Origin of the sequence: Pseudodesulfovibrio sp. S3 (assembly GCF_004025585.1) — a bacterium.
In the GTDB taxonomy this organism is placed as follows: Bacteria; Desulfobacterota; Desulfovibrionia; order Desulfovibrionales; family Desulfovibrionaceae; genus Pseudodesulfovibrio.
In genome coordinates this window covers 1-12926 of sequence record NZ_QTZO01000008.1, presented here as the reverse complement: position 1 = coordinate 12926, position 12926 = coordinate 1, and the positions used below count along the sequence as shown (strand labels likewise).

Annotated in this window: 14 protein-coding genes; 8 read left to right on the top strand and 6 right to left on the bottom strand. The window is 57.6% G+C overall.

Annotation, left to right across the window (positions count from 1 at the left end; all coding sequences use genetic code 11):
• The first annotated feature begins 2 nt into the window (after positions 1-2).
• From DWB63_RS10345 to aguB, 3 genes are read left to right on the top strand one after another with little or no spacing between them, the layout of a single operon-like run.
• Positions 3-524, top strand: a complete 522-nt coding sequence (locus DWB63_RS10345) for a 4Fe-4S dicluster domain-containing protein (protein ID WP_128328765.1) — start codon at positions 3-5, stop codon at positions 522-524.
• The gene (locus DWB63_RS10340; protein WP_128328764.1) at positions 525-1595 is read left to right on the top strand and encodes an agmatine deiminase family protein; all 1071 of its coding nucleotides are present in this window, start codon (positions 525-527) and stop codon (positions 1593-1595) included.
• Positions 1596-1603: 8 nt separating this feature from the next.
• Entirely contained in the window at positions 1604-2488 is an 885-nt protein-coding gene (aguB, locus tag DWB63_RS10335) for an N-carbamoylputrescine amidase (RefSeq protein ID WP_128328763.1), read from the top strand.
• Positions 2489-2572: 84 nt separating this feature from the next.
• Here the strand turns inward: aguB and DWB63_RS10330 are convergent, their stop codons facing one another.
• Together DWB63_RS10330 and DWB63_RS10325 are read right to left on the bottom strand one after the other, a co-directional pair.
• Positions 2573-2893 (bottom strand): thioredoxin family protein, encoded by a 321-nt coding sequence (locus DWB63_RS10330; RefSeq protein WP_128328762.1) that lies wholly within the window; start codon positions 2891-2893, stop codon positions 2573-2575.
• Between the two features lie 161 nt (positions 2894-3054).
• Entirely contained in the window at positions 3055-5925 is a 2871-nt protein-coding gene (locus DWB63_RS10325) for a sigma 54-interacting transcriptional regulator (protein ID WP_164879846.1), read from the bottom strand.
• 142 nt (positions 5926-6067) lie between these two features.
• Here DWB63_RS10325 and DWB63_RS10320 point away from each other — a divergent pair, with 142 nt between their 5' ends.
• The 4 genes from DWB63_RS10320 to DWB63_RS10305 all read left to right on the top strand — a co-directional run bounded on the left by DWB63_RS10320 (position 6068) and on the right by DWB63_RS10305 (position 8732).
• The gene (locus DWB63_RS10320) at positions 6068-6310 is read left to right on the top strand and encodes a hypothetical protein (RefSeq protein WP_128328760.1); all 243 of its coding nucleotides are present in this window, start codon (positions 6068-6070) and stop codon (positions 6308-6310) included.
• A 185-nt stretch (positions 6311-6495) separates the two neighbouring features.
• Positions 6496-6867, top strand: a complete 372-nt coding sequence (locus DWB63_RS10315) for a response regulator (RefSeq protein WP_128328759.1) — start codon at positions 6496-6498, stop codon at positions 6865-6867.
• Between the two features lie 57 nt (positions 6868-6924).
• A complete protein-coding gene (locus tag DWB63_RS10310; protein ID WP_128328758.1) occupies positions 6925-8157 on the top strand; it encodes a glycosyltransferase in 1233 nt (410 codons plus the stop codon).
• Positions 8158-8186: 29 nt separating this feature from the next.
• Positions 8187-8732, top strand: a complete 546-nt coding sequence (locus DWB63_RS10305; RefSeq protein ID WP_128328757.1) for a peptidylprolyl isomerase — start codon at positions 8187-8189, stop codon at positions 8730-8732.
• A gap of 61 nt (positions 8733-8793) precedes the next feature.
• Here the strand turns inward: DWB63_RS10305 and DWB63_RS10300 are convergent, their stop codons facing one another.
• The 4 genes from DWB63_RS10300 to DWB63_RS10285 form a co-directional block, all read right to left on the bottom strand.
• Positions 8794-10683 carry an AMP-binding protein gene (locus tag DWB63_RS10300; RefSeq protein ID WP_128328756.1) on the bottom strand — a complete coding sequence of 630 codons (1890 nt, stop codon included), beginning with the start codon at positions 10681-10683 and terminating at the stop codon, positions 8794-8796.
• A gap of 123 nt (positions 10684-10806) precedes the next feature.
• Positions 10807-11496: an aspartate/glutamate racemase family protein gene (locus tag DWB63_RS10295; protein ID WP_128328755.1), complete on the bottom strand. Its 690-nt coding sequence runs from the start codon at positions 11494-11496 to the stop codon at positions 10807-10809.
• A gap of 10 nt (positions 11497-11506) precedes the next feature.
• Positions 11507-11833, bottom strand: coding sequence for an AzlD domain-containing protein (locus DWB63_RS10290; RefSeq protein ID WP_128328754.1), 327 nt, complete (start codon positions 11831-11833; stop codon positions 11507-11509).
• Positions 11818-12582: an AzlC family ABC transporter permease gene (locus DWB63_RS10285; RefSeq protein WP_347231970.1), complete on the bottom strand. Its 765-nt coding sequence runs from the start codon at positions 12580-12582 to the stop codon at positions 11818-11820. Before DWB63_RS10285 ends, DWB63_RS10290 begins: the two co-directional genes overlap by 16 nt.
• Positions 12583-12668: 86 nt before the next feature.
• Between DWB63_RS10285 and DWB63_RS10280 the strand changes: the two genes are divergently transcribed.
• On the top strand, positions 12669-12926 hold a 258-nt coding region (locus DWB63_RS10280), incomplete at its 3' end, for a winged helix-turn-helix domain-containing protein (RefSeq protein ID WP_164879845.1).

The following is a 12926-nucleotide window of genomic DNA, read 5'->3' as shown; positions in this document are numbered from 1 at the left end:
TCATGACCATGACGCTCATAACCAACCCCGACCTGTGCACGGGCTGCAACCGGTGCGCCTACGCCTGTTCGGCCAGACACGAAAACATGTTCGCGCCCGCCCTGGCCAGGCTGTCCATCAACAATTACCCGCTGCAAGGCTATTCAGTGCCGTCAGTCTGTTTCCAGTGCAAACGGCCGGACTGTCTGACCGCCTGCCCGGAACAGGCCATCACGCGCGGCCTGGACGGCATCGTCACCATCGATGCCGACATCTGCACCGGATGCGGCAAATGCATTCCCGCCTGTTCCTGGGGCATGGTTAGCAAACACCCGACCACGGGCAAGGCTTTCAAATGCGACCTGTGTGGCGGCGATCCGGCCTGCGTGGCGGAATGCCACTTCAACGCCCTGACCTTTGCGGAATGGGAAGGCGACACCGCAAAAAACAAAGCAAAGCAAATGAAATTCAGAAACGAATACGGCTCCCCGGAACTTAAACGGGACGCCTTTGGAAAATCCATAATGAACGAGGCTGGAAGATAAATGTCCAACACCCCTGTCCCCCCTGTCCGCATCCCGGTCCGCGCACCCTCCTGCGACGGACTCTTCATGCCTGGAGAATGGGAAGAACACGAAGCCACCTGGATGATCTGGCCGTGCAAGCCTTCGGCCTGGCCCTTTGGCCTGGACCGTCCGCGCCTGGCCTATGCCGAGGTCGCCAAGGCGATCGGCCGATTCGAACCTGTCTACATGATGTGCCGCCCCGAACTGATCGACCAGGCCGTGTCCCTGTGCGGCGACAGCGTGACCATTGTTCCCATGGACACCCGTGATTCCTGGGCACGCGACTCGGCCCCCACCTTCGTGGTGGACGGCAAGGGCGGCGTGGCCGGTGTGGACTGGGTGTTCAACGACTGGGGCCATATCGCCCGGTACGAAGGCAGACACGACGAGCCCATGGCCCTGAACGTCCTGGAGTACCTGAATATGCGCCGTTATGCCGCGCCCTTCATCATCGAAGGCGGCGGCATCCACTCGGACGGGGAAGGCACCCTGCTGACCACCGAACAGGTCCAGTTCGACCCACGGCGCAATGCGGGCTTCTCGGCCAGGGATTTCGAGGAACTCTTCGCCGCATACCTGGGAACGGAAAAGGTCATCTGGCTCGGCAACGGCCTGGAAGACGACGAGACCAACGGCCATGTGGACATCCTGGCCTGTTTTGTCCGGCCCGGCGTGGTCATGGTCCACGATTGCACCGACCCTGCCGACAACAACCACGCGGTCAGCCAGGACGCCATCCGGAGACTTGAAGCGGCCACCGACGCCAAGGGGCGCTCCTTCGAGATCATCCGTATGCCCGAGCCGGCACCGCGCCACCACGGTGACTGGCGTATGGATTTGAGCTACATCAACTTTTACATGGCCAATGGAGGCATCGTCATGTCCGCCTTTGACGACCCCATGGACGAAGTCGCCTTCAAGCTCATGTGCAAGGCCTTCCCGGACCGGGAGATCATCCAGATTCCAAGCCTGGACATCTTTGCCGGAGGCGGAGGCATTCACTGCATCACCCAGCAACAGCCCAAGGGCGCACCGCTGCCGGTCTTCTAGGAGTGAAAATGAGTAAAACGATCCTGGCCGTCACGCAAATGGCGTGCATCGACAACTTTGCCGCCAACCTCGACAAGGCGGAAACCCTGGTCCGCGAAGCAGCCTCAAAAGACGCACAGATCATCCTGTTGCAGGAACTGTTCGAAGGCCCCTATTTCTGCAAGACGCAAAATCACGACTATTTCGCCTATGCCCATGAGGCGACCCTGGACGATCCGCTGCTGGCCCGTTTTTCCGGCCTGGCAAAGGAACTCGGCGTGGTGCTGCCGGTGTCCTTCTTCGAGCGGGCGGGCAAGGCGTTCTACAACTCCATGGCCATGATGGACGCGGACGGGACCATGCTCGGCCTGTACCGCAAGACGCACATCCCCCAGGGACCGGGCTATGAAGAAAAATACTACTTCAACCCCGGCGACACCGGATTCAAGGTATGGAAAACTGCCTACGGCAACGTCGGCGTGGGCATCTGCTGGGATCAGTGGTATCCCGAAGCTGCCCGGGCCATGGCGCTGCTGGGCGCGGACGTGCTCATGTATCCCACGGCCATCGGCTCCGAGCCGACCATGCCCGGCTGCGACTCCATGCCCCATTGGCGACGTACCCAGCAAGGGCACGCGGCCGCCAACATCATGCCGGTCTGCGCCTCCAACCGCATCGGCACGGAACGGGACGGCAGTGTGGAAATGACCTTCTACGGTTCCTCCTTCATCACCGACCCCATGGGGGAACTCATTGCCGACGCCGACCGGACCTCGGAGGGCGTCTTCACTGCTGCGGTGGACTTCGAGGAAATCCGCAACTTCCGGGCCGGATGGGGCTTTTTCCGAGACAGAAGGCCCCAGCACTACGGCCCGGTCATGACCCTGGACGGCAAGACACGGATCAAGTCCTAGACAAGACTTATCTCGCCAAAACAGATGGGGACGCGCGATGATTCGTGCGTCCCCTTTTCATGATACTATTCGGATACAAGCAAATCACATTTGAAGGCACTCCCTGATGAACTCATCCAAGGTCTCATCATCGGACTCCCCGATGAGACGGTTCACTTCCCTGCCCTGGCTGAACAACAGGAATGTCGGGGTTCCCTCCACCGAAAACCGCTCCATGGCAGTGTCCAGATAATCTGAGTCATACAGGAAACAACGGACTGTGTTGCCATGTGATTTGCAGATGGTATCCATTATTTCAGTCTGAAAGGCGAATCGTTCGTTGCGCTTCAGAAATGCGACCAGAAAAGGTTCTCCATGGCTTTGCAATTCAAGGTCGAATGCCTGTGGCTCGATGGTTTTGATCATATATGAGTTCCCCACGCTCTCTTCATTTCAACTGACCCAATAAAAAAACCCGCCCCGATAATTCAGACCGAGCATAACAAGCGAAAAACACCAATGCATTATATCAATGCGTTATATCGATTATAATCTGATTCCGAGCCAAAAGGCGTAACAGAAAAGGGCTATCCGTCAATCCCCCAGGCCGCAAGCTTCCGGTAGAGTGTGGCCCTATGGATGCCGAGTTCACGGGCCGCACGGGCCTTGTTCCCTCCGCACTGCTCGAGCACGGACAGGATGTCATCCCTGCCGGGCCTGCGCGACACGAACGGCGCCAGGGGTGCGGCCGGCCCTGCCATAAGCTGCTCAAGAACCGGAGTCTGCAGGCACTCCACCAGATCCTTGCGAACATACTTGAGGCCGATGATCTTGCCCGGCGACAGAATGCAGGCGTGCTCCAGGGTATGTCGGAGCTCCCGGACGTTGCCCGGCCAGCCGTAGCTCAGGAACAGGTCCATGACGTCTTCGGACACCCCTTCGAACTGCTTGCTGAAACTGTTGGAAAAGATACCGAGAAAATATTCCACCAACAAGGGAATGTCCGCTTGCCGCTCCCTGAGCGGCGGCAAGGAGACGGGCATGACGTTCAGGCGATAGTACAGATCCTCGCGGAACACTCCCTGTCTGACCGATCGCCGCAAATCCACGTTGGTGGCCGCGATAATGCGCACATTGGCGGTACAGGTTTTGGATTCCCCAACGCGCTCATACTCCTTCTGTTCCAAAAAACGGAGCAGCTTGAGTTGAAGCATGGGGGAAATATCCCCGATCTCGTCCAGGAAGAGCGTACCTCCCTGAGCCGCCTGGATGCGTCCGACCTTGTCCCGTACCGCGCCGGTAAACGCACCGCGCACATGGCCGAACAATTCGCTCTCAAGCAGGTTTTCCGACAGGGCGGAGCAGTTGACCTTGATCAGGGGCTTGCCTGCGCGTGCGCCGCCGTAGTGCAGGGCCTCGGCCACCAGCTCCTTGCCGGTTCCCGATTCGCCGAGAATGAGCACAGTGGAATCCAGAGGCGAAAGCTGTTCCAGGAGATGATAGACATCCTGCATGGGACTGCTGCGCCCCACTATGCCCCTGAACCCCTGCCGCTGCTGCAACTGCTTTTCCAGATCCGCGATATGGGAGACATCGCGCACGATCAGGACAGCGCCGGTCTGCTGTTTGTCCTTGCCCACCAGCGGCGAACAATTGATCTCCACCATGCGCCCGCCGAGAGACGGTGTGTCCAGCTCGATCTCGTAGCCGCGCACCGGCTTGTCGGTTTTGAGAACCTGCTTGAGCACGTTGACGCAGGGGTTGCCGTCGCCCTCGACCACCTCGTTGAGATTGAGCCCCCTGGCCTGATCCCGCTCGAACCCGAACAGGGCCTTGGCCGCACTGTTGGTGGCCATAATGGACAAGTCGGAATCCACGGTCAGGATGGCATCGGGAATACTGGCGAAGGTCGCCTCCAGGTTGGAGCGGTATTGTTCCTTTTCCAGCGTGGCCTGATTCAGGGCCTGCTCGGCGTCCTTGCGCTCAGTAATGTCGCGCCCTACCGCCTGTATCTCGACAACGTCTTTTCTGTCGTTGAAGATGGCGCGGTGGGTCCATTGAATCCAACGCTCGTCTCCGTCGTTGCGCACCTGGACAATCTCCCTGTTGAGCACGGCCTGGCCGGAATCGGACTTGGCAAGCCATTCGGTCAGGGCACGGTGATCCACGGAGCCGAGGCTGGAAAAGAAATCCCTGCCGAGAATCTCGTCCTCGTCCAGCCCCAGGAATCGCTCATAGGCGTCGTTGACAAAGGTCAGAGTGCCGTTCGGGGCGTAGCGGCAGATAAGCTCGGTCTGATCCTCGACCACGGCCCGATACAACCGCGCCCCTTCGCGCAACGCCTCTTCAACGATCTTGCGACGGGAGATATCCTGGGCGTAGAGGATGCAGACCTCACGTCCCGCATTGGTGTAATAGCTCAAGGACATCTCCACAGGAAACGAGGAACCGTTCTTGCGCCTGAGGTAGTCGTATGAAATACGTTCGGTTCCGTGGCCCATGGCCTGCAATGTCTTGTCCGGATGCGCCACCAGATCGCGAAGGTTGATTCCGTGCATTTCCCCCGGCCCATACCCCAGGGCACGGGCGGCGGCTTCATTGCACTCGATGACCACACCACGGTCCCGGTCTATGAGGATAATGGCCGCAGCCGCCCCCTCGAAAACACTGCGGTACTGCTTCTCGCTCTCGGCCAAACCCACTTCACTGCGCCGCTTGGCAGTGATATCCCTCACGCACACCACGAACCCGGACAACCGCTCGCCGTCCGAGACGGGATTGATCTCGGTCTCCATGACCATGCCGCCGCGATGCTCTTCCAGACGAGCCGCCTGGCCGGACGCACGGACCTTGGCAATGGTTTCGGCATGCAACCGCGCCACCGGTCCCGGAAAGAGGGAAAGATACGGAACGCCGACGCACTGCTCGATATCCACTTGCAGCCTCGCCATCACCTGTCCGCCCCGCTCCAGGACGATCGCCTCCGCATCAAGGACCAACGTCATCCCCCCGTCCATGCCGAGCATGGTCTGCATGAATGACTTCATGCGGATCAACTCGGACGATTGGGCTGCAACCCGGGCCCTGAGTTCGCCCAAGGCCACTCCCTGGCGGGCCAGCATCTCCAACTGCATCCGATTCACCGGTTTTTTGAGGTAAGCCATGGCGCCGCAGGCTTCCACAACTCTACCGGCATCATCAAAGCCTGCGTCGACCACCAGAATAACCGGCGCGGTCTGGCCGAGCTTTCCCGCCTCGCGCACCAGACTCCCCTCATCTTCACCTTTTCCGAAAGAGGCAAAAATGAGATCGGGGTCATGGCGGGCCATGAAGGCGGCGGCCGAGGCCGGGCTGGAAGCGGCTTCCACACGATATCCCCTGGCCGAGAGGACATCGTGTATCAGTGTACGAATGGAAGCGTCGCTATCAACGACAAGAATGGTCGAATTCACAGGCATATCTCCTGCAAAGATCCATACATCACTTGCCTGTCGAAAACCAGCCCCTCATCTATTCGGACGTTTTGCACTGTTCATTTTTCTTTTCTGGGTGTATGGGAGAATCGTGGAGGATTCCTTTCCAACTTACCAGGAGGAGAATATGTCATCATTTACCGAAGCTGATCTGCCCGTCGATGTACATCATGGAGAAATGGTCACCCTTGCCGACGGGACCACCGTCAGATTCGAATCCAACGGCGAGGCCAAGGACATCATGGTCAACGACGGATTCGAAGCCGCCTGTACCCTGTTCCCCGGCAACGAGTACACCCTGGGAACAAGTGGAGGGAATTACAAAATAACCTGTGAATTCGAAGACTGCATGCACGTCAAGAAGGTATGATGCAACCGGCCGCGTTTGCTCCCGCAGACGCGGCCATCCTCTGTCGAACACTTCGCTGACAAATGGTGTATCATGGACTTTACTTTTTACCATGGCATGCTAGAGTCTCAACTGCTAACATCGTGACGGTACAGAATCTCTTTTTATCAACATAAACCGCGTCGCGTCGAGAAGAGGATCATTCCATGGCTAAAATACTCATTGCCGAAGACGACAGAATCTCCCAAAAACTCGCTGTCAAAATCGTCGAAGAGTTGGGGCATACCGCTTTTGTCAGCCCCCATGGGAAACACGCCTATGAAACCCTCCTGGCCAGCAATGACTTCGACCTGCTCCTGACCGACATAATGATGCCGGAAATGGACGGGCAGCAACTCATCCAGACCCTGCGAGGCGATCAACAGTTTGACTCCCTGCCCATCATCATCATGTCTGCCGTTGTCGGCATCAACGACATTTCCAATCTGCTCAAACTGGGCGCCACCCTGTTCATGGCCAAGCCATTGGACCGGCAGGAACTCCAGAGCTATATCTCCCGTTGCCTTGGAAGCAACTAGGCCAGCACAATGCAGAATTTTCCGCCAATGCACCCCGCTCCATAATTCCTGGCCCCCATGCGCATACTCATCTCTCACATCAACTTTCCCGGACAATTCAGACATATTGCCGAATACCTGGGCAGAATCAAAGGCAACCAGGTGGTGTTCGCCACAAAGAACCCACGCCCCGAATGGTCCATTCCGGGAGTCACAAAAGCAATTTTCTCTCCACCCGCCGCCACCGGCAACGACATACATATCCTGAGCAAAGGGTTTGACGAGGGGGTCCGCCACGGTGCAGCCATGCTCAAGCTTTGCCTCGACATCAAAAACCGTGGATTCATCCCCGACGTCATCCTCGGCCATTCCGGGTGGGGACAGACCCTGTTCCTGAAAGATGCATTCCCGGACACGCCGTTCGTCGGTTATTTCGAATGGTATTTCAATACGCAAAGCGCAGAGGTGCTGTTCGACGGTCGGCCGAGAACCGAAATCCAGGATGCCCAGTTGCGAATGCGCAACTCCACCACCTTGCATGATCTGGCCTCCTGTCACGCAGGAGTGACGCCCACGGCCTGGCAACAGGCCCAATTCCCGCCGGAGTTCCAGTCCAAGATCACCCAGATTCACGACGGCATCAACACCAGCTATTTTGCCCCTGCCGATGAAGGCCTGCTGCCGATCTCGGGCCTGAACATCCCGGGCGCGGACCTGACCGGAGCCCGCGAACTGGTCACTTACTGCGCCCGCGGCCTGGAACCATACCGCGGTTTCCCCCAATTCTACGAAGCACTACCGGCTATCCTGGATGCACGGCCTGAATGCCACGTACTCATCGTGGGCGAGGACCGCACCTGCTACAGTCCCAGGCTACCGAACAACGCCTCCTACAAGGCATGCATGCAGCAAAAGATCAAGGTGGACCAAAACCGCGTCCACTTCACGGGCCCGCTCCCCTACGGCCTATACAAGCAGGTACTCCAGGCATCCTCGGCCCATGTCTACCTGACCTGGCCCTTTGTGCTCTCCTGGTCCCTGCTTGAAGCCATGTCTTGCGGCTGTCTTGTGGTCGCCTCCGACACCGAACCGGTACGTGAAGTCATCCGCTTCGGAGAAAACGGCCTCAAAACGGACTTCCATTCCCCGGAAAAAATAGCTAAAGCCACTCTGGAAGCTCTGACCCGCCAAACGGAACTGACACCGCTCAGACGGGCGGCGAGACAGACCATTCTGGACAGGTATTGCCTGAACAAATGCCTGCCGGTCCACGTGGACATTCTGACGAAGCTGGCCCAAAACGGCCCATGAAACACTCAAGTCAACAGTACGGAAACACGATGAAAATCATACTGAAATCCCTGCTCGCCAGCATCTTGCTGGTCATGTTCGCCTTTTCCACAGCCAATGCTGCCGACCTGGAAAACACCCTGTACCTGGACCTGGAAGACGGGCGGGTGGTCATCGAGATGTTCCCTGACCTGGCCCCGATCCATGTGGCCCGCATCAAGGAACTGACCCGGATGAGATTCTACGACGGCATCGTCTTCCACCGGGTCATCGACGGCTTCATGGCCCAAACCGGCGACCCCACCGGCACGGGCCGCGGCGGCTCCGGCAAGAATCTCCCCGCCGAATTCACGTATACCCCGTTCGAACGCGGCACCGTGGGCATGGCCCGTTCCCAGAACCCGGACAGTGGGGACAGCCAGTTCTTCATCTGCTTTGCCCCGGCCCCGTTTCTCGACCACCAGTACACGGTATGGGGGAAAGTGACCTCGGGCATGGAATTCGTGGACAAGATCAAGAAAGGCTCCGGCGGCAGCGGTTCGGTATCGAATCCGGACAAGATAGTGCGCATGCAGGTTGCGGCCGACGTACAGTAATCCAGAACAAAAAAAGGGCGCAACCCGATGGGTTGCGCCCTTTTTTCATGCCTGACGTTTTCTATCGGTCCAGATAAATAAATCGTTTGATCTTCTGTGTCGGCGTCTTCTCAAACGGCTCAACCTGCTCGACGACACGATGCAGGCGAGCAAAAGTGGATACCTTGGAATTCACTTCCACCCGGATATCCTCCATGATTTTCTCAACTTTCTTGCGCACTTCAGATTCGATCTTCTTGCTGACGCCGAATTCTTCATCCAGAACATCATAGTTGAGATGAATCCGGGCCAACACCTTTCCTTCCGACTCATACACCAGAGATTCCTGAACATAATTATTCGAATTAATTATTGATTCAACCTCTTCCGGGTAGATGTTCTCACCGCTGGGACCGATAATGACATTCTTGAGCCGCCCCTTGAGGTACAGATATCCATCCTCTATCTTGCCGAGATCACCGGTCTTGAGCCAGCCGTCCTCGGTGAAGGTATCTTTGGTATCGCTGGGGGCCTTGTAATACTCCCGCATGATATTGGGACCTTTTGCCAAAACCTCTCCCTCGCCCGTTTCCGGGTCCGGGGAGTCTATCATGATTTCAACGCCCGGCAGAGGCGGGCCGATGGCCCGGAGACGCTGCCTGCCCGGCTCTATACCGGCCAGCAACGGCGAGGCCTCGGTCATGCCGTAACCGATGGCATACGGAACCTTGGCATCGGTCAGAAACAACTCCACTTCGGCAGACAGGGGCGCACCGCCTATGCACATACAGCGCAATTCGCCGCCAAAGGCCTCGACAAGCTTCTTGCCCGCCACCTGTGACAGCTTTCGACGGGTCAGACCGATCTTCATGAGCCCGCGGGCCACTCCCGATCCGGTAAGCTTCCGTTTGATTCTGGTCTTGTAGATTTTCTCGATAATCAACGGCACCACATTCATGACCGTGGGCCTGACCTTCTGCATGGCAGGCAGCAATGTCTTTGGGGTCGGCGGCTTTTGCAGGTAATAGACCGCACTGCCGCAATGCATGGGAACTATCAATCCCACCGTACATTCATACGTGTGGGCCATGGGCAGGACGGACAGGAAGCGGTCGGTATGAAAAACCGGGATGGTCAAAACACCGGACAAACAGTTCTGCACCAGATTCCGGTGGGTCAGCACCACCCCCTTGGAATGGCCTGTGGTCCCCGAGGTATAGAGAATGGCTGCCACATGGTCTTCGGTCAGGGCAAAGACTTTCCCTGTTCTGCGGTCAATAAACTTCCGGGCCGAACCACTCAGTTTATAAACCTGTTTCATGGCGGAATCGGAAAACCGCTCCACCCTTTCCTTATAGCTACCACTCAGCTTTTCGACTTTCTCCCTGGCCGTATCACTGAACTTGTCCACCTTTTCCCTGGCTGAATCCGGCAACTTGTCCATGGCCGCTTCGCCGAACTGTTCCATGCGTTCCATGGCCGCTTCGCCGATCTGCTCCATACGCTCTTTGGCGGATTCCAGAGCGTCCCTGTAAGGCGTCAGTTTTCCCTCTTCGTCCTCCAAGGAAAAATCGTCCATGATCACGACCGTTTCGAGATTGGGGAAATTCTCCCCCTCCACCTTCTCGGCATAGCGTCTGGAAACGATCACCATCTTGGCTTCTGAATGACGCAGGATATGATGAACCGCGCTGTGGTGGAATTCCTGAAGAATGGGAACAACGACGGCCCCCATGGTGGTGATGGAAAAATAGGCAATGGCCCAATTGGGCATGTTTTCGCTGATGATGGCGACCTTGTCCTCGGGCTTGATCCCCAGTCCCTTGAGCACGGTCTGAAAATCTCGCACATGCCCGGCAAGCTCGGCATAGGTGATCGGCTCACCATTCACGAACCCGAGAGCTACCCGGTCGGCATGCTTTTCCACGGATTCGGCCAACAGGTCTTTCAATGTCTTGATAGAATCGCTCACACACCCTCCCAGATGATTACGCGACTGAAAAAACGCACCCCCGGTGCGCCCACAAGGAATACCATGTTACCGGCGCGGGTCAAGCATGTGATTTGTTTTCCGGACGGTGGGAGGAATTGGTGATCAGGAAAGGGCTTCGGCGACCACCCTGACCGCGTGGATCCGGCAGGTGTCCAGAGTGGGAACTTCGGTATCGCCGGGCCGGACCAGCAGGCCGATTTCGGTGCAGCCAAGGATAACCGCCTCGGCACCCTGCACGGCCAGTTCACTGATAATGCGCAGAAACTCGGCGCGGGAGCCGTCCAGCAACGCGCCCTTGCACAGTTCGTCAAAGATGACGCGGTCCACCAGTTTGCGGTCATCCGCCTCGGGCACGAGCACCTCGAACCCATGGTCCACGAGACGCTGCCTGTAGAAGTCGTCTTCCATGGTGAAAATGGTGCCGAGCAACGCAACCTTGGAATACCCCTGCGCCCGTGCCGCATCAGCCGTGGCGTCAGCAATATGCACCAGAGGGACAGACACCGCTTCCGCCACCTGCGGAGCCAGTTTGTGCATGGTGTTGGTCCCGATGACAATAAGGTCGGCCCCGGCCTGTGCCAGGGTCCGGGCGCCTTCGGACAGATGTTGGCCCACCCCGCCCCAGTCTCCGGCAAGCATCAGCTCGCGGAGCGGAGCAAAATCCACGCTGTACATGAGAATTTTGGCGGAATGCAGACCACCCAGCCGAGTTTTCACTTCCTCATTCATGACGCGATAATATTCCAGTGAGGATTCCCAGCTCATGCCGCCGAGCAAACCAATGGTCTTCATGAGACAACCCCTATCCGAGAAAGTACCGGCCGGCCGCCACCAGGACCATGCCCAGTGCCACAGTGCCGAAAAAGGACTTGGTACGCCAGGCCAGGAGGAATGCGGGGATGGCTGCCCACAGGAAATAATTGTCCGGTGCAAAATTGAAATGGCCGTCTTTCAAGAGCAGCGCCGGAAAGAGCATGGACGAAAGCACGGCAGCGGGTACGAAGGAAAGCCAGCGTACCACGGACTCGGGCAGGGTACGGGAGGCCAGGGCCACCAGAGGTACCATGCGCGGCACATAGGTCACGGCCAACATGCCGACAATGGTCAGGAACACTATTTTCTGGTCCATGATTCCACTCCTGCGCCGAACGAGGCGCCGATAACGGTGGCGAGAATGACGCTCCATTGGTCCGCCCCGGCCTGGATCAGCGCGATGGACACCAGTCCGCTGAATCCGGCCACCAGCAAGTGCAGCTTGTTCTTCACCTGCATGACCAACAGCGCAATGAACATGGCGGGCAAGGCGTAGTCTATGCCCAGCGGCTCCACGTTCGGAATCGACGAACCGGCCAGGTAGCCCACCCAGGAAGACAGTATCCAAAAGGATTGGGCAATGGCGTTTATGCCGAAACAGGTTGTCTTGTTCAGGTCGCCGCGGGCAAACCGAACCGAGTGCACGGCAAAGGACTCGTCCGTGACTTCATAGGCGAACAGGGCCAGCTCCCACTTGTTCCACGACTTGAGATTCGGGGCCAGGGAAGCGCTCATGAGCAGGTGGCGCAGGTTGACCACGAAGGTGGTGGCGATGATGGAGAGCGGATTCAATCCGGTGGCGAACATGGCCACACCGATGAGCTGGGCCGACCCTGCATATACCAGGACCGACATGAGCACGGTGTTGAGCATGGACAATCCGGCCTGCTGGGCCAGGACCCCATAGGCCGCGCCCACAGGCAGGTACCCCATGACAATGGGGGCCACCTGTTTGACTGCCGACATCATCGGAGAATCAGCCTGCTCTCCAGCAATGGCATCAATGGTCATAAGGAGTGTCTCTTTGAAAGTTTGTCGGGCCATGGCCCGGTTAATCTTATTCATCCCTGGCTTGCAGTAAAGCGGAAAATCTGTAACCAGTACAGATACAGAACAAACAAAATAGACACATAACAGTTTCAGAATACGTCATGAAAACATACCGATATCAAAGCGTAGAGAAAAACATCATGGCCCTGATAGCTTCGGGAGCCTTGGGGCTTGGCGACAAACTCCCCTCGCTCCGGGGCTTCAGCAACAGGCTGGGCGTATCCGTCTCCACCGTAAACCAGGCATACCTTGAACTGGAACGCAAGGGTGTCATCGAATCCCGTCCCCGTTCCGGGTTCTTTGTGCGCCAACAGTCCCAAAGGCTGCCCCCAACCGAAACCACGCCCACCCCCATGGAC